This window comes from Bradyrhizobium daqingense (assembly GCF_021044685.1).
In the GTDB taxonomy this organism is placed as follows: Bacteria; Pseudomonadota; Alphaproteobacteria; order Rhizobiales; family Xanthobacteraceae; genus Bradyrhizobium; species Bradyrhizobium daqingense.
This window is the reverse complement of record NZ_CP088014.1, coordinates 2,327,583-2,349,066: the sequence shown is the minus strand read 5'-3', so window position 1 is coordinate 2,349,066 and position 21,484 is coordinate 2,327,583. Positions and strand designations below refer to the sequence as shown.

The 21,484-nt window shown below is 62.7% G+C and carries 21 protein-coding genes; 6 read left to right on the top strand and 15 right to left on the bottom strand.

Annotated features, from left to right (window positions below):
- Positions 1 to 108: 108 nt before the first annotated feature.
- From LPJ38_RS11240 to dnaG, 5 genes are all read right to left on the bottom strand, one after another.
- Positions 109 to 1,824, bottom strand: coding sequence for a coiled-coil domain-containing protein (locus LPJ38_RS11240; protein WP_158644757.1), 1,716 nt, complete (start codon positions 1,822 to 1,824; stop codon positions 109 to 111).
- A gap of 199 nt (positions 1,825 to 2,023) precedes the next feature.
- Positions 2,024 to 2,539 carry an ABC-three component system middle component 5 gene (locus tag LPJ38_RS11235; protein WP_145633122.1) on the bottom strand — a complete coding sequence of 172 codons (516 nt, stop codon included), beginning with the start codon at positions 2,537 to 2,539 and terminating at the stop codon, positions 2,024 to 2,026.
- Positions 2,536 to 3,120, bottom strand: coding sequence for an ABC-three component system protein (locus LPJ38_RS11230; RefSeq protein WP_145633124.1), 585 nt, complete (start codon positions 3,118 to 3,120; stop codon positions 2,536 to 2,538). The genes LPJ38_RS11235 and LPJ38_RS11230 overlap by 4 nt, the downstream gene beginning before the upstream one ends.
- A gap of 362 nt (positions 3,121 to 3,482) precedes the next feature.
- Positions 3,483 to 5,627, bottom strand: a complete 2,145-nt coding sequence (gene rpoD, locus LPJ38_RS11225) for an RNA polymerase sigma factor RpoD (protein ID WP_145633127.1) — start codon at positions 5,625 to 5,627, stop codon at positions 3,483 to 3,485.
- A 376-nt stretch (positions 5,628 to 6,003) separates the two neighbouring features.
- Positions 6,004 to 8,022 carry a DNA primase gene (dnaG, locus tag LPJ38_RS11220; protein ID WP_145633130.1) on the bottom strand — a complete coding sequence of 673 codons (2,019 nt, stop codon included), beginning with the start codon at positions 8,020 to 8,022 and terminating at the stop codon, positions 6,004 to 6,006.
- A gap of 234 nt (positions 8,023 to 8,256) precedes the next feature.
- Between dnaG and LPJ38_RS11215 the strand changes: the two genes are divergently transcribed.
- Entirely contained in the window at positions 8,257 to 8,820 is a 564-nt protein-coding gene (locus tag LPJ38_RS11215) for a chlorite dismutase family protein (RefSeq protein WP_145633132.1), read from the top strand.
- Here the strand turns inward: LPJ38_RS11215 and LPJ38_RS11210 are convergent.
- Positions 8,817 to 9,215, bottom strand: a complete 399-nt coding sequence (locus LPJ38_RS11210) for a gamma-glutamylcyclotransferase family protein (RefSeq protein ID WP_145633137.1) — start codon at positions 9,213 to 9,215, stop codon at positions 8,817 to 8,819. The genes LPJ38_RS11215 and LPJ38_RS11210 overlap by 4 nt on opposite strands.
- A 122-nt stretch (positions 9,216 to 9,337) precedes the next feature.
- Between LPJ38_RS11210 and LPJ38_RS11205 the strand changes: the two genes are divergently transcribed.
- Positions 9,338 to 10,141, top strand: a complete 804-nt coding sequence (locus LPJ38_RS11205; RefSeq protein ID WP_145633141.1) for an N-formylglutamate amidohydrolase — start codon at positions 9,338 to 9,340, stop codon at positions 10,139 to 10,141.
- Between the two features lie 3 nt (positions 10,142 to 10,144).
- Here the strand turns inward: LPJ38_RS11205 and LPJ38_RS11200 are convergent, their stop codons facing one another.
- Positions 10,145 to 10,765: a LysE family translocator gene (locus LPJ38_RS11200; protein ID WP_208750545.1), complete on the bottom strand. Its 621-nt coding sequence runs from the start codon at positions 10,763 to 10,765 to the stop codon at positions 10,145 to 10,147.
- Between the two features lie 106 nt (positions 10,766 to 10,871).
- The gene (locus LPJ38_RS11195) at positions 10,872 to 12,320 is read right to left on the bottom strand and encodes an LVIVD repeat-containing protein (protein WP_145633144.1); all 1,449 of its coding nucleotides are present in this window, start codon (positions 12,318 to 12,320) and stop codon (positions 10,872 to 10,874) included.
- 128 nt (positions 12,321 to 12,448) lie between these two features.
- Between LPJ38_RS11195 and LPJ38_RS11190 the strand changes: the two genes are divergently transcribed.
- Positions 12,449 to 12,763 (top strand): ArsR/SmtB family transcription factor, encoded by a 315-nt coding sequence (locus tag LPJ38_RS11190; RefSeq protein WP_145633311.1) that lies wholly within the window; start codon positions 12,449 to 12,451, stop codon positions 12,761 to 12,763.
- Between the two features lie 69 nt (positions 12,764 to 12,832).
- The gene (locus LPJ38_RS11185; protein WP_145633147.1) at positions 12,833 to 13,345 is read left to right on the top strand and encodes an SRPBCC family protein; all 513 of its coding nucleotides are present in this window, start codon (positions 12,833 to 12,835) and stop codon (positions 13,343 to 13,345) included.
- 149 nt (positions 13,346 to 13,494) lie between these two features.
- On the opposite strand, the gene LPJ38_RS11180 is transcribed toward LPJ38_RS11185, so the two are convergent.
- The 7 genes from LPJ38_RS11180 to LPJ38_RS11150 all read right to left on the bottom strand — a co-directional run bounded on the left by LPJ38_RS11180 (position 13,495) and on the right by LPJ38_RS11150 (position 19,254).
- Complete coding sequence (locus tag LPJ38_RS11180) at positions 13,495 to 14,268, bottom strand: DUF2189 domain-containing protein (protein ID WP_145633150.1); 774 nt, start codon at positions 14,266 to 14,268, stop codon at positions 13,495 to 13,497.
- 130 nt (positions 14,269 to 14,398) lie between these two features.
- Complete coding sequence (locus LPJ38_RS11175) at positions 14,399 to 14,842, bottom strand: hypothetical protein (RefSeq protein WP_145633153.1); 444 nt, start codon at positions 14,840 to 14,842, stop codon at positions 14,399 to 14,401.
- A 2-nt stretch (positions 14,843 to 14,844) separates the two neighbouring features.
- Positions 14,845 to 15,141: a nuclear transport factor 2 family protein gene (locus LPJ38_RS11170; protein ID WP_231088609.1), complete on the bottom strand. Its 297-nt coding sequence runs from the start codon at positions 15,139 to 15,141 to the stop codon at positions 14,845 to 14,847.
- Between the two features lie 152 nt (positions 15,142 to 15,293).
- Complete coding sequence (locus LPJ38_RS11165; RefSeq protein WP_145633159.1) at positions 15,294 to 15,761, bottom strand: MarR family winged helix-turn-helix transcriptional regulator; 468 nt, start codon at positions 15,759 to 15,761, stop codon at positions 15,294 to 15,296.
- A gap of 9 nt (positions 15,762 to 15,770) precedes the next feature.
- On the bottom strand, positions 15,771 to 17,381 hold the full coding sequence (locus LPJ38_RS11160) for an acyl-CoA synthetase (protein ID WP_145633162.1): 1,611 nt from the start codon (positions 17,379 to 17,381) through the stop codon (positions 15,771 to 15,773).
- Positions 17,382 to 17,531: 150 nt separating this feature from the next.
- Complete coding sequence (locus tag LPJ38_RS11155; protein ID WP_145633165.1) at positions 17,532 to 18,668, bottom strand: epoxide hydrolase family protein; 1,137 nt, start codon at positions 18,666 to 18,668, stop codon at positions 17,532 to 17,534.
- A 130-nt stretch (positions 18,669 to 18,798) separates the two neighbouring features.
- Positions 18,799 to 19,254, bottom strand: a complete 456-nt coding sequence (locus LPJ38_RS11150) for a GatB/YqeY domain-containing protein (protein ID WP_145633168.1) — start codon at positions 19,252 to 19,254, stop codon at positions 18,799 to 18,801.
- A 226-nt stretch (positions 19,255 to 19,480) separates the two neighbouring features.
- Between LPJ38_RS11150 and carA the strand changes: the two genes are divergently transcribed.
- Together carA and LPJ38_RS11140 are read left to right on the top strand one after the other, a co-directional pair.
- Positions 19,481 to 20,671 carry a glutamine-hydrolyzing carbamoyl-phosphate synthase small subunit gene (gene carA / locus LPJ38_RS11145; protein ID WP_145633171.1) on the top strand — a complete coding sequence of 397 codons (1,191 nt, stop codon included), beginning with the start codon at positions 19,481 to 19,483 and terminating at the stop codon, positions 20,669 to 20,671.
- A 248-nt stretch (positions 20,672 to 20,919) separates the two neighbouring features.
- The gene (locus LPJ38_RS11140) at positions 20,920 to 21,447 is read left to right on the top strand and encodes a cupin domain-containing protein (RefSeq protein ID WP_145633174.1); all 528 of its coding nucleotides are present in this window, start codon (positions 20,920 to 20,922) and stop codon (positions 21,445 to 21,447) included.
- Positions 21,448 to 21,484 lie beyond the last annotated feature (37 nt).

Sequence of the window (21,484 nt, the reverse complement as noted above, 5' to 3'; positions counted from 1 at the left end):
GCCGCTCTTTCCTATGCCCAAGACCATAACGATCGGAACAGCCGCGCGCAGTAAGCCAGGAACTTACCATCAGCACCGCTGTCCAGACTCATTTAGGCGGAATTACCCCTAATGAGTTTGTCTCAACGTTTTGATGTTCAATGTCGGGCGCTTGAGCGTGGAATAGTGTCCCACCGTAAGATTAGGAATATCGAGCTCCGGAGCGATCATTGATGTCGCAAAGATCGTCTGATGTTCGCAAACTGCAGCTTGTGAAACAGCGATCAACATTCGTTGGAAGTTGTGGCTTCGATCGGGCTGCATACCCTTATCTTCGATAGAGTCGAGAATACAAAGTCGAAGATGCCTAAATGATGGATCCTTCGTCGCTGCACCGAAAAGGCCGACGAAAAAGCTATTTCTTAGAATTACGCGTGAGCTTGCCGAAAAGTACGACTGATTGTTGACGCCGAGCTTGTTAGCAGCAAAGTCGAATTGAACTGAGGTCGCCTGAATGAACGCCTGCTCGCGGGGCAGATCGGCACGCAGCAGCGCTAGGATCTCCTTTTCGACAGCTCCATAGGCGACGCTGAGTCGCTTGCTAAGGGCAGCCTTTAAGGCAGCATTTCGGTCCGCAAGCCGACCTATCTCAGCATTTAGCTCACCCTTCCGCGCGATGAGCCCCTCCAGCACAGCAGACAGACGCGCCTTGTTTTCGAGGTCCTCCAACTGCCTATCCACGTAACCTGCGGCTCGCTGCAGAGTCCTAAGATTTTGGAGAGCTTGAGAGGATGGGGCCTGCACTGAGCGGGTTAGCTTGTCTGAAGCACTCTGCCAACGAGAATTAAGCTCGACCAGACTTCCGCCAAGACGGCCAAGCTCCTCCGTCCGATCCTTCTGCAGAGAACGCGATTGCTTCAACTGTCTAGAAGTATCATTGACCAACGAAACGAGGCGAGAGCGCGCACGCTCGCTATCAAACGGCGTTTTGCAGAGGTGACACGCATGCTCAGGATGCTGCGCCTCAATCGCTGAGTAACACGCCGGGCAGTACTGAAAGGTGATCTTTCCAAATGCATCTGACGTTGCCGAAGAGTCATTCAAAGCCCTAAGCTTTGCTTCTAGATCAGCGATGAATCTTCCTGCGTCAGCAATCTCGAATTTGCTAGCATCGATCGCCGCAGTAACTCGGCCAATCTCGCCCTGAAGTTTCTGGACCTCAGCATAGGCGCGTCGCTGCGCCTCCAACGAGAGACTGTCTTTAAGGCCGGACTCGTAGACCACTCGCTCTGCTTCGGAGATTTGCAAGTCGATCGCCTTGCGCTCCTCCTGGACACGCCTACGCTCCGCTTCGAGCCAAGATGGCGTGAGAATCTGCTCAGTCTGCCCTACTAGCTTTGAAATGGCCTCCAGTTCGGAGCTTACACCTGTAAATTCCTTATCGAGCTGACGAAGACGAAGCTCGTTGGCATAAAGCTCGTTCTCATAGGCACCAAAAACAAGTCGACCGACCGTATCGCGCAACAACGGTGGATCAAACTGCTCAAACTTGAAGATCGTCCCTATCGGACTGAGCTGGTCCGCGTACATCAGCCTCAGTATCTGGTGAATCGTTACGTTGCCGCTAGCTTCATTGCTCGCCTCCGGTATGTCGAGCAACTTAAATAGAAACTGAGAGAAGCTCTCTCGCGATTCTGACCGTCGATAGGGATATCTAGCCCAAGCTGCGGCTGACGCCTTGAGCGCATCATCCATTTGGCCGCCAAAAATATCCATTGGCTGCCCCGATTTCTCGGTTATGTCGCGAGCCAGAGTTGCGACGTTTCCATTGAGCGAAACCTGCACCAAAACTCGGGTGCAGAGGAGAGCAATATCACTCCAATCGCTAACGTCTCCTCCAATGCTATAATATAGCAAATTCAGAATCGTGGACTTTCCCGACGAGTTATCTCCACGGAGTATGTTTACGCCTTGGTGAAAAAGCTCATCGTATGCCGCCGCTCCGAGTCTTTCGACCCGAAGCCGCTGGACTTGAAGGGTAGGCTTAAACCTTGTCATAGCGATGCTCTAGCAAGGATGTGCGCCCCTTCAGACCATCCTGCCCCAACAAGGGATAAGTGTTCAGAACATCGATGATCTTCATCGCGTCCACATCTTCCGCGGTCCGGTCTTCGATCCTTTTCTTGAGCCCATCAGGAAGCGCAAAGGCCTTGAACTTCACGGTGCCGTCTCTCAGAGAAACAAGATCGACAATCCCATCCATGGCCATCGTCTGGAGTGCAGCGACTTGCGACGGTCGCATCCGCTCCAGAAGGGCATCCCCCGTCGGCAAAGTTGCGTAGTCTCGCCGCTCCTCCAATCGCTTTGCAAGCCGTCGGACTTCAAGGTCCTTCTGAGACAACCGAATAGCCGAGGCCCGCCACGGAAAGAGCAAATAGTAGTCTAGTATACGAAGCTTATCGACTTCGATCTCTGAAATGCCCGTTCTGAAGGTTACGCGCAAAAAACGAAAGATGGCATGAAACGCATCGAAAGCGGGATGATATGAGAGATGGATCATGCATGCCACCGGATGTAGCACTGCTCAGCTAGCCAATACACCATGCCGGCAGCGATTGCTGAGTTTAGGCAGAACACGCCAGATTTTATCTCGCTCGCGCAGGGATTGATTACATACTGACCAAACAGTAGATCGATCTCCCCGGACGAGCTGTTGGCGAGATTCGGTAGAACGTATGAGCGAAAATCTTGTTCAATCTTCGAGAGCAGGTACGCAAATATCTGCTGCGCAGAATCAAACATCGAGTACTTCGCGAGAAGCCGGCTAAACAACTCCTTCTTCCGGAGCGCGAGAGACACCTCCGAGTTCCGCCCAGAATGAAGAAGCTTCGCTTCAAGCCCCTCCACTCCATCATAACTATGCTTCTGATGGTACATCTGAAGGGTGTCGATGAAGTCGCTAACATGCTCGTTGCTTTCGATCTCATGGACCAAAAGCGCCATCCACGCTGCGATTGGCGATCTCTCATCGCCTAGCGTAACGTTGAAGGTTCGATTATTTGAATTCGTGTTTGTGATATTGCCTGCGGCGTTGTCACGACCAGCAGCAACATCACTCTGAGTGGTGCGATCGCCAAGCATCCGCGACGGAATCAGTCGTTGTTTATGCGGTCGCCGCCAATATTATCGCGACCGGCCGTGATACCAGACTGACGGACGTTTCGATTTCGATTAACCGACGAAGATCGCACAAACTTAATGGTCACGAGCGAACCAATGGTAGCTCCGCTAAATAGACCAGCAACAAACGTGATCGCCTGCGTCATCCATTCCGGCATCGCTCCCCCGTGGTTCTTTCTTTATTCGGCTTTACCCTACAACAAAAGGTTTAGTGTGAGCAAACTACACTTTGGTTGAACGACAACATTCGAGGGCAGGACACCCCAAAATAACAGCGGCGGGCCCCTTGCCGCCGCTCAGTTCTGCTTGGTGTGGCACCTACCTTAGTTATCCAAGAAGCTCCGCAGCTTCCGGCTCCTCGACGGATGCTTCAGCTTTCGCAGCGCCTTCGCTTCGATCTGCCGAATTCGCTCGCGCGTCACCGAGAACTGCTGGCCGACTTCTTCCAGCGTGTGGTCGGTGTTCATGCCGATGCCGAAGCGCATGCGCAGGACGCGTTCTTCGCGCGGGGTGAGCGAGGCCAGCACGCGCGTGGTGGTCTCGCGCAGGTTGGACTGGATCGCGGCGTCGATGGGCAGGATCGCGTTCTTGTCCTCGATGAAATCGCCGAGATGCGAATCCTCTTCGTCACCGACGGGCGTCTCCAGCGACAAGGGCTCCTTGGCGATCTTGAGGACTTTTCGCACTTTCTCCAGCGGCATGCCGAGCTTTTCGGCCAACTCCTCAGGCGTGGGCTCGCGGCCGATCTCATTGAGCATCTGGCGGGACGTGCGCACGATCTTGTTGATCGTCTCGATCATGTGCACGGGGATGCGGATGGTGCGCGCCTGGTCCGCAATCGAGCGGGTGATCGCCTGCCGGATCCACCACGTCGCGTAGGTCGAGAACTTGTAGCCGCGGCGGTACTCGAACTTGTCGACCGCCTTCATCAGGCCGATGTTGCCTTCCTGGATCAGGTCGAGGAATTGCAGGCCGCGGTTGGTGTATTTCTTCGCGATCGAGATCACCAGACGGAGGTTGGCTTCCACCATCTCCTTCTTGGCCTGGCGTGCTTCGCGCTCGCCCTTCTGCACGGAATGCACGATCTTGCGGAACTCGACAATCTCGAGGCCGGTCAGCGCTGCGAGCTGATGCACCTCGTGGCGAAGATCCTTGATGCGGTCCTTCTCGTGATGGACGAAATTCTTCCAGCCCTTGGCCGAAAGCTTCGAGACGCGGTTGAGCCAGCGCGGATCGAGCTCCGAGCCGGTGTAGTTGCGGAGGAAGTCCTCGCGCGCGACGCCGTGGCTGTCGGCAAGGCGCATCAGGCGGCCCTCGTGCGAGACGAGGCGCTTGTTGATGTCGTAGAGCTGCTCGACGAGCGAGTCGATACGCGCCTGGTTGAGGCGCAGCGACTTCACCTCGACGATGATCTCGTCCTTCAGCTTCTTGTACTTGCGCTCCTGGTGCGGCGAGAGCGACTCGTTCTGGAGCTGGTTCTGGATGTCCTGCTCCTGAAGCTTGCGCAGCTTCTTGTAGCTGTCGGCGATCTTGTCGAAGATCTCGACCACCTTCGGCTTCAGCTCGGCCTCGATGGCCGCGAGCGACATCTGGTTCTCGAACTCATCGTCCTCGTCCATGTCGGCTTCGGCGGCAGCCTCGCCCGGATCCTTGTCCTCGCCCCCCTGGCCGCCCGGCGCCGGCTGCGCGGCGCGGAACGGGGTCGGCGACGGGGGCGCTGCGGGCGGCGCCACATGCGCGGGCGCAGCAGCGGAAGCCGCGGCTTCGCCGCCCTCGGCCGGTGCTTCGCCGCCTTCGCCGTTGGGACCTGCGATCATCGCATTGTTCATGCCGCCCTTGGCGTCGGGACCGGCATAGGTCGCTTCGAGATCGATGATGTCGCGGAGGAAGATCTTGCCTTCGTTGAGCTCGTCGCGCCAGATGATGATGGCCTGGAACGTCAGCGGGCTTTCGCACAGCCCTGCGATCATCGCCTCGCGGCCGGCCTCGATCCGCTTGGCGATCGCGATTTCGCCTTCACGGGAGAGCAACTCGACCGTGCCCATCTCGCGCAGATACATGCGCACGGGATCGTCGGTGCGCTCGCCCGGCTCGCTCTTCTTGACTTCGGTGACGGCCTTCTGGGTGACCTCGACGAGCTCGTTGTCGGTCTCGTCCTCGCCCTCGTCCTTGTCTTCCTCGCCTTCCGAGTCGTCGGCTTCGGTGACGTTGATGCCCATGTCCGAGAGCATCGACATGATGTCCTCGATCTGTTCGGGCGAGGTCTGGTCCGACGGCAAGACTTCGTTGAGCTGATCGAAGGTCACGAAGCCGCGCTTCTTGGCCTGCTTGATCATCTTCTTGACTGCCGCGTCGGACAGGTCGAGCAAGGGAGACGGCGCGTCCTGGGAGTCCTTCTCCGGCGCATCCGCTGCCTTGTCGTCTTTTTCCTTGTCCTTCGCCTGCAGCGTCTTTGCCTTGGTGGCCATCCATTGCTCCTAAACGCGCTTCAATGCAGACCGCGCGCCGCGCCTGCCTGAATTCACATGAACCTGTTGCTCGACGCTCTCGCTTCGGCAGCTCTCGACACGGAAAGGGCGGCGCACGTGTCTCTCGCCACCCCCAACTCTCTCTCGCCGGAATTGCCTAACGCTTCGTCAGCCTCTTTGTCGCAGCGGATGCAGGTGTAGTGCCAACAGCGATTGCGCGGATTCATTCCTGACGCGTCTGTTCTGCCTGCGGCCGCCTCTGGGCCAAAGTGCTACAAGACCGTTAAGCCTCGATTAACCCTGTTTTTGCCGCCAAACCCAAGATTTGGCGAGTCTTTTAGCGGTTCCGGCCCCGGCCGTCCGCATGATTCTTTCATCACACGCTCTTCTGGAGCCGGCCCGACAGCTCGCCAAAACCCTCGATGAGGGCCTCGGTACCGTCGACTTCGCCTATCCGAGCCTTGACGTCACGCAGCCATGCCAAATTGGCCTCGCTGGGGTCCTCCCCCAAGGCCAGCTCGGCGTCTTTCAGCTCTCTAAGTAGTGAATGCCATTGCCGATGCAAGGCAACCAGCTGATGCCAGGTGGCGAGAACGTCATCCCTTGCCGCGCCCTCGCGGGCGCCCCACACCGCCGCGGTCGTGATGCCGCCCTCAACCCTTTGAAGAACTTGTGAAAATCCACTCTTCTCAAGATCGCTGCGCATCTTCTCGGCCTGCTCGCCGGGGTCGGGCGAGTGGTGGTGGTCGTTGGCGAAGGCGGCGATGATGCCGGCCCGGAGCTTATGCGCCTCGGGGTGGGCCAGCTCCAGGGCGGCAACCTCCTCGAGGTGCTCATGCAACAGCCAGGGGTGGTTGATCAGGCTTTGCAGGATCAGGGCCTCCCGGCGGGAGATGGCGCTGCGCTGGCCCCGCATGATCGGGCTGGCCGCCAGCTGCGGACTGGCGGCCTGATAGGGGCCGGATGGCAGCGGGATGGAACCGGGGGCGCCGCGGCGGCCTCCGCCAAAGCCGCCGCCAAAACCTTGGCCGCCGAATCGATTCGCGCCCATCCCGCCCCGCGGCTGGAAGGGGCGACCGCCACCCTGGCGGAAATTGCCCCGGCCGCCAAAGCCGCGCCCGCCCTCGGGAGCGAACGCGCGCTGCAGCCGATCGGCGAAATCGTCGCGATAATAGCGCCGCACCACCTCGTCGCGGATGCCGTTGGACAGCTCCTTGATGCGCGCCTCAAGCGCGGCACGGCGCTCGGGCGTGGCGAAATTGCCGCCTTCGAGCTCGCGCGACCAGATCATGTCGGCGAGCGGACGTGCAGCTCCGATCACCTCCTCGATCGCGCCGCGCCCGCCGGAGCGGACGAGATCGTCGGGGTCCTGCCCCTCCGGCAGCAGCGCGAAGCGCAGGCTCTTGCCCGGTGCGAGGAAGGGCAGCGCGAGGTCGGCGGCGCGATACGCCGCCTTCTGACCGGCGCGGTCGCCGTCGAAGCAGAGGATCGGCTCGTCCGCCATCTTCCAGAGCAACGCGAGCTGGCTCTCGGTGAGCGCGGTGCCGAGCGGCGCGACGCTGCCCGCAAAGCCCGCGGTGACCATGGCGATGACGTCGACATAGCCTTCGACCACGATCAGCGGCGCGCCGTTGTGGGATGCGGCGCGCGCGGTCTGGTGGTTGTAGAGATTGTCGCCCTTGTGGAAGAGCGGCGTCTCCGGCGAGTTCAGATATTTGGCCGGGACGTCCTTCTCCAGCGCGCGGCCGCCGAAGGCGATGACGCGGCCGCGCAAATCCGTGATCGGAAACATCACGCGATCGCGGAAGCGGTCATAGGGCACGGGGATGTCGTCGCCGCCGATCAACAGGCCGGTCTCGACCATGTCCTCGACAGAGATGCCGAGCTTGCCGAGATGCTCCTTCAGCGCGAAGCGATCGGGTGGGGCATAGCCGAGGCGGAATTGCAATTGCGTCGCCGGCGAGATGGCGCGGTCGGCGAGGTAGCCGCGCGCTTTGGCGCCGAGCCGCGAGGCCAGTGTCTCCGCGAAAAACTTCGCAGCGAGATCCATGACGTCATGCAGGGTGCGGCGGCGCTGCTCGTGCCGCGCCGCATCCGGCGTCACCGCCGGCAGCGGCAGGCCCGCCATGTTGGCGAGCCGCTCCACGGCCTCCGCGAACGGCACACCGTCGGTCTCCATCACGAAGGTGATGATGTCGCCATGCTTGCCGGAGGAGAAGTCGTGGTAAAAGCCCTTCTGGTCGTTGACGTAGAAGGACGGCGTCTTCTCCTGCTGGAACGGGGACAGCCCCTTCCACTCCCGCCCGGCCTTCTTCAGCTTGACGCGCTTGCCCACGACCTCGGAGACCGAAAGCCGGGCACGAAGCTCGTCGAGGAACTGGGGCGTGAAGCGCATGAGGTGAGTTTAGCCGAGCGTTTGAGTCGGGCGAAGGATCAGGGATATAGGGACGACGGGCCTAAAAGTCAGGTTTGTCGGGATTATGCGCGCTGTTCACAGGCCGCAGCTCCCGTCATTCCGGGGCGCCCACAGGGCGAACCCGGAATCTCGAGATTCCGGGTTCGATGCTGCGCATCGCCCCGGAATGACGAGCCACTTGAACCGCGCCCGGTTCCACGCTTCCATACGCCCATGTTCAGGACCTTTCGAGGCGGCCACAGCGGGGGCTGGCGGGTGACCTCGCTTTCGCCCGTGACGGGCGAGTCCCTGCCCTTCGTGCCGGCGCTGTCGGTGACCGACAGCGAGGCCGTCTCGTTGCCGCTGGTACCCTCGCGCAATGCGTGGCGGCTGGTCGGCGTTGCGAGCAGCCTGCGTTACACCGAGCGGCCCGAGAAGCAGCAGCTCGTCGCCGTGCAGGCCGGCCTCGGCCGGCTCGAGGCAACCTCCGCGGCGCTGATCCCGATCCGCAAGTCGCCGGCCTGGTGGGAGCTGACGCAGGAAGAGCGCCGCAAGATCTTCGAGGACAGATCGCATCACATCGCCAGCAGCCTGCGCTATCTGCCCGCGATCGCGCGGCAGCTCTACCATTGCCGCGACCTCGGCGGCCCCTTCGACTTCCTGACCTGGTTCGAATTCTCGCCTGCGCATGCCTCGCTGTTCGAGGAACTGGTGGCGATGCTGCGGCGGTCCGAGGAGTGGACTTACGTCGAGCGCGAGGTCGACGTGCGCGTGGTGAAGGAAGTGCTGTCGGCTTAATGCTCCAGGAAGCGGCCGGACTCGATGATCGGCAGATCGGTGACCGGCCAGTTGTAGATGTAGGTCCAGGCCTTGCCGACGGTCCCGTCCGCCAGTGTCACGTCGATCAGCCGGCGCAGATATTCGGTCGGCTCCGGAAAACCCTCGCCGCAGGCCTCATACATGTCGAGCTCGCGCAGCAATTCGTCGGCCAGGCGCATGTGAAACAGCTCGCCGTGCACGATCTCGGACGGCGCGTCCGACAGCAGCAGTCCCGGATAATGCTTGATGAGGAACAGCCGGCCGCGGCAGCTCGCCTCGCCCAGGAAATCCGCATGAGACGCGAGCAGCCGCGCCATCGGATGGTCGAAGCCGCGCATCAGGGTGCCGTAGACGAAGAGACGGTCGGTGATCATGGGACTTGTTATCCCGCGACCGGGCGCTCATTCAAGCCGTCTTCGCAAGTAGTGCTTTGAAGTCGCATGCTCTATAGCCTGATAGATCAGGCCCACAATGCTGCTTCGACAGGCAACCGCGCATGGATTTCGACGCAACTGACGCGCTCTCACAACTGCTCGGCGCGGACGAGGTTCATCCGGTCCATGAGGTCAGCGTCGGCGGCCAATCGCCTTTCCTGCTCACGTCGGACCATTATGGACGGGCGCTGCCGCGCGCGCTCGGGGACCTCGGCGTCGCCGAAAGCGAGCTGGTCAGGCATATCGCCTGGGACATCGGCATCGCCGGCGTCGCCGAGCGGCTCGCAAAGCTGCTCGACGCGCATCTGATCGCGCAGCGCTATTCGCGGCTGGTGATCGACTGCAACCGCCCGCCCGCCGCGGTGAGCTCGATCCCGGTCATCTCCGAAGCCACCGCGATCCCGCGCAACGAAGGAATCTCGGCGAGCGAGCGCGAGGCGCGGCGGCGCGAGATCTTCGCGCCTTATCACGATCGCATCGACGCCGCGATCAGCCGCCGCCTACGCGACGAGCGGCCGACCGTGCTGGTGTCGCTGCACAGCTTCACGCCGGTCTATGCCGGGGTGGCGCGGCCCTGGCACATCGGCGCGCTGTACAACCGCGACACCGTGCTGCCGCAGCTGCTGCTCAAACATCTTCGGAGCGAAAGCGATCTCGTCGTCGGCGACAACGAGCCCTATGCGGTGAGCGACCTCACCGACTACACCATCCCCGTGCACGGCGAGGCGCGCGGCCTCGTCAACACCGGCATCGAGATCCGCCAGGATCTCATCGCCGACCAGTCCGGCCAGCAGCAATGGGCCGAGCGGCTGGCGCGGATCCTTGCCGAGATCGAGGTGGAGCTGAAGGCGCAGCTGCTGCTGTAACCGTCACTTCGCCCGGGTCAGGGCCAGCCAGATGCCGCCGCCGATCATGAAGCCACCGGAGATGCGGGACATCATGCGCGTGCGGCGCGCCGAGAAGAATTTTCGGGCGCGGCCGGCGGCGATGGCGTAGAGCGCATCCGTCACGACGGCTGTGACCATGAAGGTGGCACCCAGCAGCGCGACTTGCGGAAAGTGCGGCTGGTTCATGTCCATGAATTGCGGAATGAAGGCGCCGAAGAAGACCAGCACCTTCGGGTTCGACAGCAGCACCAGAAAGCCCTGCAGGAAGAAGCCGCCGCGCGGCGGCGGAGGCGGTGCGTCGACATCGACGCCCTCGACCGGCGCCCAGACCAGCCTGATGCCGAGCCAGATCAGGTAAGCAGCGCCGGCAAAGCGCACCCAGTCGAACCAGTAGCCCATAGTCGCCATCAGCGAGGTCAGGCCGACCGCGACGATGCCGATGACGATGGCAAGGCCTGCTTGCGCGCCGGCAACGTTGATGAGGGCTGCGCGGGTGCCGTGGCGCAGGCCGTTGGCGATGACGAGGGTGACGATCGGCCCCGGAAGCAGCGCCAGCGCAATGCAGGCGGCGACGAAGGCGAGATAGGCTTGCATGGACATCATGGGGAGGACTCAGCTGCGGTTTGTGCGCATTAATGCATGACGCTCATTGCCCGTCCAGCGCCGCTATGGCCGCGCATCTCGCCGGGTTCGACCGCGCAGCGCATCGTCAGTTCTTCGGCAGGCCGGCGACCCCGCGCGCCGGTCCCGTCAGCTCGAGAACATGCAGGCCGGTGTTGGCACGATCGACGACGTAGATGTAGCCGCGGTCGTCGGTCTCGACATTGTTGGTCTGGATCACGACCTTGCAGCGCTCGCCGCCTTCGATCGGAATGCAGCGCTTGTCGGTCGCAGCGGTGATCGACGGAATGAAATAGCCGACCTCCTTGGGGTGATAGGGATCGCGGATGTCGAGCGCGCGCACGCCGGCATTGAAGAAGGCGATGAAGGCCATCTTCTTGTAATAGATCGGCGCCATGCTCTCATTGGAGGAATGCGCGCCGAAGCGGCCGCCGCGCTGGCAGAACTGCCCGCTCGCCTCCGGCACGGTGTAGCTCGAGATCATCATCGGACGCGTCTCGGTGGTCACGTCGGCGAACCAGACCATCTGCCGCGCTTCGCCGCATTCGTTCAGGATCGCTTCGTTCACGATCATGACGATGTCGCGGGTCTTGCCGTCCTTGTCCTCGGAAAATTCCGCGATGGGCATGTCGAGCATCGGGAACGTCGTGTGCGCTCCATTGAAGGCGGACATCGGCATGCGCGCAATCTGGGGATAGCGCAGATTGTCCGGCGTCGGCTCCTTCGGCCCGCTCAAGAGCTTCTCGCGGTCGACGATCTGCAGGATGCCGCCTTTGTTGGTGCCGTAGCCGAAATAGACACGGTTGCCGTCCGGCCCGGTCGAGATCGGCCCGTGCAGCTCGGTCGGCACCGCGCCGGTCGAACCGGGCTCCTGTCCTGGCAGGCCGAAATCGCGAATCTTCTGCGGACGTGCGGGATCGGAGAGATCATAGACTTGCGTCATGCGCCGCGTGCGCCAGTTCGGTGCGCCCGAGACGAGGAAGGCGATGCCGGTGTCGCACTCCCACCAGCTCTTGTGCGTGTCCTTCAAGCCGCCGATGCGGGTGAGGAGCACGGGGCTGGCGGGATCCGTGACGTTCCAGATCTCGTGCGCCTCGCCGCCGAAGGTCCGCAGCATGTAGACGGCATTCGGATCGCCCTTCGGCAGCGTCCTGCCGTCGCAGACCCGCACCATCTGTGCGCCGCCGGATTCGTATTTGCCCTCCTGCCCCGGCAGGTGCCGCAGATATTTGGGACGCGCGGGTTCGGTGACGTCGACGATGGAGGTGCCGTTCGGCTCGGCCATGCCCGTCATCGGATTGACGGGCGCGGGCACGTCGTCGGTACCGCCGTGATGGCCGATATAGGCGATCCAGCGATCGCCCTGGTGATGGATGGTCGGCTGATAGGCGCTGCGTCCCTGAAGGTCGTTCATGCCAATGAGCTTCATGTTGGACGCTTCCGGCGCCGCGCCGATCACCTGCTGCTTCTGGGCGTGAACGGCCGTGCTGCCGGCAAGAAAGACGAGGCAGGCAGCAGTCAGGACGCAACGAAGCATGAAGTCCTCCCGAAACCAATCTGCGTTGGCTGAGCCTGAACGCTAACACGGCTGATTGCGCACGACCAAAACAAGATTTCTCAAGCCACGCTTGACATGCAACTATTTGGTTGCCTATTCTCACCGCCATGGATGAGGTCTTCAAAGCGCTCGCCGATGCGTCGCGACGGTCGCTGCTCGACAGGCTTCACGCCAGGAACGGCCAGCCCCTGAACGAGCTCTGCGACGGCCTGGCGATGACGCGCCAGGCCGTGACCAAGCACCTTGTCATTCTCGAAGAAGCCAACCTCGTCACCGCCATCAGGCATGGCCGCGAGAAGCTGCACTATCTCAACCCCGTGCCGATCCATCAGATCGGCGAACGGTGGATCAAGAAATTCGAGCGCGGCAAGCTCGCTGCGCTCAGCGAGCTGAAACGTCAGTTGGAGAAGCGCGATGAGTAAGCCGGAGTTCATCTACGTGAGCTATATCGAGACCAAACAGGCTGCGCTCGGCATCGAAGGATTTGTGCGATGACCATCGACCAATTCAAGCCGCTGACCGTCTACACCATCTACATCGCCTCCACGCCGGAGAAGGTATGGCAGGCGCTGACCTCGGCGGAATTCAGCCGGCAATATTTCTTCGGCAATGCCGTCGAGGTCGAGCCGCGGCTCGGCGGGGCCTTCACCGTGCGCACGCCGGACGGCGCGGTTCACATCAGCGGCGAGGTTCTCGCCTACGACCCGCCGCGAAAGCTCGCGGTCACGTTCAACGTCAACTGGCCCGCGCTGATCGAGAAGCTGGGACCGACGCTCGTCACCTACGAGATCGAACAGGTTGGCGACGCGGTGCGGCTCACCATGAGCGAAGGCCATGACCGCCCGCTCAGCGACGATATCCTTGCCGGCGGACGCTCCGGCTGGCCGGCAATCCTGTCCAGCCTCAAGAGCCTACTCGAGACAGGCCAGCCGCTGGTCGTCAAGGTGGGCCCGCCGCAGCGGATGCTCGATGCGCTGAAGGCGATGGGGATCAAGGTGCCGTAGGCAACGCCTCAGCCGTGGTCCGGGACCAGTACCGTAGGGTGGGCAAAGGCGCACTTGCGCCGTGCCCACCACACCCCATGCACAGCAACAGACACGGTGGGCACGCTTCGCTTTGCCCACCCTACGGGCGCTGGCTTTCGCCAGGACGACTAGGGGACCGGCACCACCAGCCGCCGATAGAGATGCCAGGTCGCATGCCCCAGCACCGGCAGCGTCACGACCAGTCCGAGAAAGTAAGGCAGCGCCGAGACGATCAGCAGCATCACGATCACTGCGGCCCAGCCGATCATCGGCAGCGGGCTTGTCACCACCGCACGCACGCTCGTCACCGTGGCCGTGACGAAATCGACGTCGCGGTCGAGCAGCAGCGGAAACGAGACCACGGTCAGCGAGAACAGGATCAGCGACAGCACGGCGCCGACCGCGTTGCCGATGCCGAGGAACAATAGGCCCTCATTGGTGGTCAGCACCACCGTCATGAATTCCTGCAAGCTCGAGAACGAGGCACTGAGGCCGAGCAGCAGCGCGATCAGGAGGCGCACCTGGTACATCCAGACCACGAACACGAACAGCGTCACGAACGCCATCCAGCCGATCTCGCTGCGCGAGCGCACCGCTGACCAGATCGCGCCGAAGGACACGGGCTCGCCGCGCTCGCGGCGGCGGCTGACCTCATAAAGACCGATCGCGACGAAGGGCCCGATCAGGGCGAAACCGGCGGCCAGGGGATAGACGAGGTAGACCATGCCGAAAGCGGTGAGGCAGAGCATGATGGCGATGCCGCCGGCGGCATAGAGCGCGCCGAAGCAGAGGCCGTAGAGCGGCAGCGCCTGGAAATCGCGCAGACCCTCGACCAGCGCCTCGGCGATGTCGGTCGCCGCGATGGGACGCACCACCGGATCGACCTTGCCCGAGATGGACATCAGCACCCTCCCTCGCGCGATCTTCGCCGCGCGTTGGCCGGCTGATGTTAGCGCGCCCCTGCGGTCCTTGCACGCGCGAGTTGGGCGGTCGGAAAATACCGCTGCGACTTCACTTGAGATGCGAGCTGCGTCAGGCCCGCAAGGTGAGCAGAAGCGCCGCAGCGAGATTGGCCGCGAACAGAGCCGCATCGATGACGAAGATCCTGAGCATCGGGCCCTTCAGCACCGGCCAGTACGCCACGCCGACGCGCCCTCCCCGCATCAAGACCGGAACGTTGTAGACGAACTGGCTGAAGTGGCAGCCGGCGAAGAACAGGAACAGCGCGAGTTGTGCCTCGATCGGCTGGAAGAAGGACGGACGCGCGACCATGAGGTAGAACGACAACAGTCCGATCGGCAGGTTCATCCCGCCCAGGAACGCCACGCTGGCGGCCAGGGTCGGCGCGATCGGATTGCTGCGCTCTTCGCGTGGCAGCAGGATCTTCAGTGTGTTGGTTTGCGCGATGCTGAACTGGATGAAGGCGCCGACGAACCAGAGCGTGTTGAGAAGCAGAACGATATCCGAAAGGCGCATGCTCATTTTCCGTAAAAGGCTTCACTGCGGACCACACGGCCCGCATCGTCGAAATCCATGAATTCGCTCGCGCGCGTGTCGCCCAGCTGCCACCACACCGTCAGCCGCGCGATGGTATCGTCAAAGCTCCAGCTAAGGATCTTCAGGTCGGCGCTTTCGATGTGGCCATAGGCTTTCCGCCAATAGGCACGGATGTTCTCGGCGCCGGCGACCGTGGGAGAACCCGTCAGCGTGAGAGCAAGAGGACTCCGCATCTGCGCATCGTCGGCGAAATGCGCGACGACGGCGTCGATATCCACCTTGCGCCAGCTCGCGCACCATGCCGCGACGAAGGGTTTGGCGGACGCGCGATTCATTGCCTGTCCAGTCATGACACGGCCCTCCCTGGCTCGTTGGCCGGGAAAGTGGCAAACCGCGCTCCTCATGTCAACTAGATTGACTTGAGAATTCGTCAGTTGTTGTCGGCGATCGCCTCCATCACGCCCATCCATGCGGACGCGCCCGACGCCCCGACGCGGTCGAACGCCTCGCGCAGCACCTTGCGTTCGTGGTCCGACGCCCTTTGCTCGATGCGTCGCCCCGCTTCCGTCAGGCGCAGCAACTTCGAACGGTGCTGCTCGGGCGAACGCTTCGACGTCAGCAGCTTGCGCTCCAAGAGCAAATTGAGTGGCCGGTTGAGGGCTTGCTTGGAGATGCCGAGGACCTCGATCAGCGCGCCGATCGCGATGTCGGGCCGGCGTGCCACCACGTAGAGGATGCGGTGGTGCGGACGCGACAGGCCTTGCTTGGCAAGATAGGCGTCGGCCTCCAGCGTCATGCCGCGCCAGCCGTAATACATCAGCTCCAGCGCCGCATCGAGATCGTGCAGCTTCGTCAACGAGGCGCGGTGAAGCCCCGCGGCTTGAGAGGTCTTTGCCATGGTCGGACGCTAGCCCTTGGCCCGCAGTTCGCGCCGCAGCACCTTGCCGGTGGCGGTCATCGGCAACGTCTCCGCGAACGCCACGAAGCGAGGATATTCGTGGGCGGCGAGCTGCACCTTGACGAACTCCTGGATCTCGCGCGCGAGCGCGTCGCTGCCGGTGAAGCCGGGACGCAGCACGATCCAGGCCTTGATCGATTCGGTGCGGATCGGATCGGGAATGCCGACCACCGCCGCCATCGCCACCGACGGATGTTTCATCAGCGTGTGCTCGATCTCGGACGGGCCGACGCGATAGCCGGCGGTGGTGATCACGTCGTCTTCGCGGCTGACATACCAGAAATAGCCGTCCTCATCTTGTACGCCGAGATCGCCGGTGAGCAGGAATTCGCCGGCATATTTCTTCGCCGTCGCTTCCGGGTTGTGCCAATATTCCAGCATCGTGACGGGGCACGGTTGGCGCACGCCGATAATGCCGCGCTGACCGCGCTTCTGCTCCTCGCCCTTGTCGTCGACGATGCGGACGTCGAAGCCCGGTGTCGCCTTGCCCATCGCGCCGGGGCGGATCGGAAACAGGTTCGAATTGCTGCCGATCACGAGATTGCACTCGGTCTGGCCGAACACTTCGTGGGCGTCGATGCCGAAAGTCTCGCGCACCCAGCCGAGCAGTTCGCCGCCGAGCGATTCACCGCCCGTGAAGATGCTGCGCAGCTTGACGCCGGAATGCTTCACACCGGCCTGCCGCATCAGCTTCAGCGCGGTCGGCGGCAGGAAGACGTTGCGGACGCCGAGATCGGCCATCATCTGCATCGCCGCCTGCGGCTCGAACTTGCGCGCGCGATGGCCGACCAGGGGAATGCCGTGATACCAGAACGCCAGGAGGCCGTTGACGAGGCCGCCGATCCAGGCCCAGTCCGCCGGCGTCCACATCAGGTCGCCAGGCCGCGGCAGGAAGTTGTGGCACATCTCCACGTTCGGCAGATGCCCGAGCACGACGCGATGCGCATGCAGGGCGCCCTTGGGATTGCCCGTCGTGCCCGAGGTGTAGATGATCAGCGCGGGATCGTCGGCCGAGGTGTCGACGGTCGTAAAGTCCTCGGACGCGGTTTCGATCGCCGGCCAGAACGGCTTTGCGCCGGCATGGACGGCGCCGCTCGTGATGTAGATGTCCTGCAAATAAGGCAGCCGTTCGCGGATTCTGGTGAGCTTCTCCCAGCCCGCCTCATCAGTGATGATGGCCCTTGCCTGCGAATTCGACAAACGGAATTCCAGCGCGTCCTCGCCAAACAGCGCAAACAGCGGGATCGAGATCAGGCCGGAGCGGAACGCGGCCATGTGCGCAATCGGCAATTCCAGCGACTGCGACAGGAACACCGCGACGCGGTCGCCGCGAACGAGGCCATCCGCCTTCAGCACGTTGGCGAAGCGGCGCGACATCTCGGCGATCTCGTCGAAGGAGGTGCGCGACGTCGCGCCGTTCTCGTCGACGTAGATCAGTGCGAGCCGGCCCGTGCCGTCGGCATGGCGGTCGCAGCACGCCTGCGCCATGTTGAAGCGTGCGGGGATGTCCCAACGGAAATTGCGATAGAGCTCGTCATAGGTTGCGGCTTCGGTCAGCATGGTCGTTTCCCGGGATCGGCGTTATGGCCGGGCAAAAGCGCGAAGCGCGTCTTCGCGATCAGAGGCCCGGCCATCCACGTTCTTCTTGCTTCGCCGGCAGTTTAAAGACGTGGTTGCCCGGGACAAGCCCGGGCATGACGGCGGAGAGAGTCACCGCAGCGTCGCAAAGAACTTCCTGACGTCGCGCACGAACAGCTCCGGCTGCTCGAAGGCGGCAAAGTGCCCGCCCTTCTCCATGTCGCTCCAATGGGTGATGTTGGGGAAGTTCGGCTCCATCCAGCGCCGCACCGGCGTGATGATCTCCTTGGGGAATGCGGCTACGCCCGTAGGCACCTTCACGACCGGCGTCGTCCGGCGCTTGCCGAAGCTCTCCCAATAGAGCCGCGCGGAGGAGGTCGCCGTCTCCGTCGTCCAGTACAGCATGACGTTGTCGAGCAGCTCGTCCTTGCTGAAGATGTTCTCGGGATGTCCGTTGCAATCGGTCCAGGCCCAGAACTTCTCCAGGATCCAGGCGGCCTGCCCGCTCGGCGAATCCGTGAGGCCATAGCCGAGCGTCTGCGGCCGGGTCGACTGCTGCTTGGAATAGCCGGAATCGAGATCGACATAATGCTTGAGGCCGGCGAGCGCGCGCTTCTCCTCCGCCGTCGGCTCGCCTTCGATGCGCGGCGGCGCATTGAAGGACAGCGTGATGTGGATGCCGGCGCAATGCGCGGCATCCTGTGCGCCCAGCGAAGTCGTCACCGCCGAGCCCCAATCGCCGCCCTGCGCGCCGTAGCGCGCATAACCGAGGCGCTCCATCAGCTTCGCCCAGGTCGCGGCGATGCGGTCGACACCCCAGCCGGTCGTCTTCGGCTTGGCGGAGAAGCCGAAGCCCGGCAGTGACGGGCAGATGACGTGAAACGCATCCGCGGGATTTCCGCCATGCGCGGCGGGATCGGTGAGCGGCGCGATCACCTTCTGGAATTCGACGATCGAGCCCGGCCAGCCATGAGTGATGATCAGCGGCAGCGCGTTTGCCTCTTTCGAACGCGCATGAATGAAATGGATGTCGAGCCCGTCGATCCCGGTGGTGAACTGCTCGAAGCGGTTCAGCTTTGCTTCGCGCGCCCGCCAGTCGTAATCGCTGGCCCAGTAGGCGCAGATCTCCCGGATCCACTTCAGCGGCGCGCCCTGGCTCCAGTCGTCCACCAGCTCCGCCTCCGGCCAGCGCGTGCGGGCGAGGCGCGACTTGAGGTCGGCGAGGACGTCATCGCTGATGGCGATGCGGAACGGTCTGATGGCGGTCATCGGCGGCCTCCCCTTGTTCTTGTTGTCATTCCGGGGCGCGCGTAGCGCGAACCCGGAATCCATTTCGCTGCGGGATCGGCGCCCCAACAGATTCCGGACTCGACGCTTCGCGTCGCCGCGGAAGGACGACCTAGCCTGACAGCGCCGCCTTCACGAGACCTGACGCCTTGCCGAAATCCATCTGTCCCGCGTACTTCGTCTTCAGCACGCCGATCACCTTGCCCATGTCCTTGATGCCGGCCGCGCCGGTTTCGGCGATGGCCTCAGAGATCGCCTTCTTCACCTCGTCCTCCGCCATCTGCTTCGGCAAATAAGCCGAGATCACCGCGATCTCCTCGCGCTCCTGGGCGGCGAGCTCGGCACGTCCGCCCTTGTCGTAGAGCTCGACCGCCTCCTGGCGCTGCTTGATCATCTTTTGCAGCACCGCCAGCAGGTCGGCGTCCGACAGCGGCGGCTTACCGCTGCCGCGGGCGTCGATGTCGGCATTCTTGATGGTCGAGTTGACCATGCGCAGCGTGGACAGCTTGCGCTCGTCCTTGGCCTTCATGGCCTCCTTGACCGCATTGTTGATGTCGTCGCGCAGCATGTCGGGATCCTCTCGATCTGTCGGGCCTGATCTAAGCCGTTCACGGGCAAGAGGCCATACCGGAGCGGCCGCCGGTTCATTGTTTCCTTGCCGGAGGTTGAAATGGCTCAAAATTGCCGGTTCCGGCCCAAGCGCCTGAAGCCGCCCGTCAATTATGCAAAAACGCATGTGAATCGGGCCTTTCCCGCTTTGACGGCAGCCTTCGCCGGGACTATGAAACGCGCTCATGACACAACATGACAACGATCCCGCCTGGCCGGACCACAAACCGACCGCGCTCCTCGTGCTTGCCGATGGCACGGTGCTCGAAGGTTTCGGTCTCGGCGCCGAAGGCCACGCCGTCGGCGAGGTCTGCTTCAACACCGCGATGACCGGCTATGAGGAGATCCTGACCGATCCATCCTATGCTGGGCAGCTCATCACCTTCACCTTCCCGCATATCGGCAATGTCGGCACCAACGATGAAGACATCGAGACGGTGAACATGGCCGCAACGCCCGGCGCGCGCGGCGTGATCCTGCGCACCGCGATCACCGATCCCTCGAATTACCGCGCCACCAAGCATCTCGACCAGTGGCTGAGGGCGCGCGGCATCATCGGCCTCTCCGGCATCGACACCCGCGCGCTGACCGCGCTGATCCGCTCCAAGGGCATGCCCAATGCCGTGATCGCGCATTCCAAAAATGGCGAGTTCGACCTGCACGGCCTCAAGGAAGAGGCGCGCGAATGGCCGGGCCTCGAAGGCATGGACTTGGTGCCGATGGTCACGAGCGGCCAGCGCTTCACCTGGGACGAGACGCCCTGGCTGTGGGACAACGGCTTTGGCCGTCAGGAGAAGCCGGAGTTCAACGTCGTCGCCATCGACTACGGCATCAAGCGCAACATCCTGCGCCTGCTCGCCGGCGTCGGCTGCAAGGTGACGGTGGTGCCGGCGACGACCTCGTCGGAAGACATTCTGGCGATGAATCCGGACGGCGTGTTCCTGTCGAACGGTCCGGGCGATCCGGCCGCCACAGGCAAATATGCCGTGCCCGTCATTCGGGACGTGATCAAGTCGGGCACTCCGACCTTCGGCATCTGCCTCGGTCACCAGATGCTCGGCCTCGCCGTCGGCGCCAAGACCAAGAAGATGCATCAGGGCCACCACGGCGCCAACCATCCGGTGAAGGACGAGACTACCGGCAAGGTTGAGATCACCTCGATGAACCACGGCTTTGCCGTGGACGAGACCACGCTGCCGAAGGGCGCGACCCAGACCCACATCTCGCTGTTCGACGGCTCCAATTGCGGCATCCAGCTCGACGGCAGGCCGGTGTTCTCGGTGCAATACCACCCCGAGGCCTCGCCGGGTCCGCGCGATTCGCACTATCTGTTCCAGCGCTTTGCCGAGCTGATGCGGCAGAAGAAGAGCGCGTAAGGTGCGCTACGGCTCTCGTACCCCGGGCGCAGTGCCATAGCGCGTCGAAGACGCGCGTGAACGCGCTTTAGGCGCCGCTCTTTGCGGCGTGATGCGCTGCTGAACCGGGGCCCATAGCTCGCAGCATTCTGGGTCCCGGCTCTGCGCAGCAGCGCTACACGCTGCAGCGCGTTCGGGACACGGGTCTTGAGGAACACCTCCACAAGCTAGAATGTTGTCCCGCTGCCGTTCGCAGCCGGAGCCCATCCATGCCCGTCGTCCGCGACAAGGCCGAGCCGCTCGCCATCGTGTTCGAGGATGACGGGCTCGTGCCGAACAACATCCTTCCGTTCCTGGTCTATCAGGGCGCGGTGACGCTCGATCCCAAGCGTCCCGAAGAGACGATCGAAAACCTGTTCGAAGCCAACGGCTGGGGCGGCACGTGGCGCAACGGCGTCTACGACTATCTGCACTATCATGCGACGGTGCACGAAGTGCTCGGCGTCGCGCGCGGAAATGCGCGGGTCCGCTTTGGCGGCGATCACGGCCAGGAGCTTCAGATCAAGGCCGGCGACGTCGCGATCCTTCCCGCGGGCACCGGCCATCAATGCATCAAGGCGAGCGAGGATTTCTGCGTGATCGGTGCCTATCCACCGGGCGCGAAGATGGAGATCACGCGGGCGACGGCCGAGAACCACGCCAAGGCGCTGAAGACGATTCGGCAAGTCGCGCTGCCCCCAGCCGATCCCGTGACCGGGAAGGATGGGGCATTGATGCGGTTGTGGCGGTCGCCATGAAGGCAGTGCCGTAGGGTGGGCAAAGCGCAAGCGTGCC

Coding starts and splice junctions, on each gene's coding strand:
- LPJ38_RS11150 (WP_145633168.1), bottom strand. CDS start 19,254: ATGCTGCGCGACGACATCAACAATGCGGTCAAGGAGGCCATGAAGGCC.
- LPJ38_RS11140 (WP_145633174.1), top strand. CDS start 20,920: ATGCCCGTCGTCCGCGACAAGGCCGAGCCGCTCGCCATCGTGTTCGAG.
- LPJ38_RS11190 (WP_145633311.1), top strand. CDS start 12,449: ATGGATGAGGTCTTCAAAGCGCTCGCCGATGCGTCGCGACGGTCGCTG.
- LPJ38_RS11165 (WP_145633159.1), bottom strand. CDS start 15,761: ATGGCAAAGACCTCTCAAGCCGCGGGGCTTCACCGCGCCTCGTTGACG.
- carA (WP_145633171.1), top strand. CDS start 19,481: ATGACACAACATGACAACGATCCCGCCTGGCCGGACCACAAACCGACC.
- LPJ38_RS11160 (WP_145633162.1), bottom strand. CDS start 17,381: ATGCTGACCGAAGCCGCAACCTATGACGAGCTCTATCGCAATTTCCGT.
- LPJ38_RS11215 (WP_145633132.1), top strand. CDS start 8,257: ATGTTCAGGACCTTTCGAGGCGGCCACAGCGGGGGCTGGCGGGTGACC.
- LPJ38_RS11235 (WP_145633122.1), bottom strand. CDS start 2,539: ATGATCCATCTCTCATATCATCCCGCTTTCGATGCGTTTCATGCCATC.
- LPJ38_RS11205 (WP_145633141.1), top strand. CDS start 9,338: ATGGATTTCGACGCAACTGACGCGCTCTCACAACTGCTCGGCGCGGAC.
- LPJ38_RS11210 (WP_145633137.1), bottom strand. CDS start 9,215: ATGATCACCGACCGTCTCTTCGTCTACGGCACCCTGATGCGCGGCTTC.
- LPJ38_RS11185 (WP_145633147.1), top strand. CDS start 12,833: ATGACCATCGACCAATTCAAGCCGCTGACCGTCTACACCATCTACATC.
- LPJ38_RS11175 (WP_145633153.1), bottom strand. CDS start 14,842: ATGCGCCTTTCGGATATCGTTCTGCTTCTCAACACGCTCTGGTTCGTC.
- rpoD (WP_145633127.1), bottom strand. CDS start 5,627: ATGGCCACCAAGGCAAAGACGCTGCAGGCGAAGGACAAGGAAAAAGAC.
- LPJ38_RS11155 (WP_145633165.1), bottom strand. CDS start 18,668: ATGACCGCCATCAGACCGTTCCGCATCGCCATCAGCGATGACGTCCTC.
- LPJ38_RS11230 (WP_145633124.1), bottom strand. CDS start 3,120: ATGCTTGGCGATCGCACCACTCAGAGTGATGTTGCTGCTGGTCGTGAC.
- LPJ38_RS11195 (WP_145633144.1), bottom strand. CDS start 12,320: ATGCTTCGTTGCGTCCTGACTGCTGCCTGCCTCGTCTTTCTTGCCGGC.
- LPJ38_RS11200 (WP_208750545.1), bottom strand. CDS start 10,765: ATGATGTCCATGCAAGCCTATCTCGCCTTCGTCGCCGCCTGCATTGCG.
- dnaG (WP_145633130.1), bottom strand. CDS start 8,022: ATGCGCTTCACGCCCCAGTTCCTCGACGAGCTTCGTGCCCGGCTTTCG.
- LPJ38_RS11180 (WP_145633150.1), bottom strand. CDS start 14,268: ATGTCCATCTCGGGCAAGGTCGATCCGGTGGTGCGTCCCATCGCGGCG.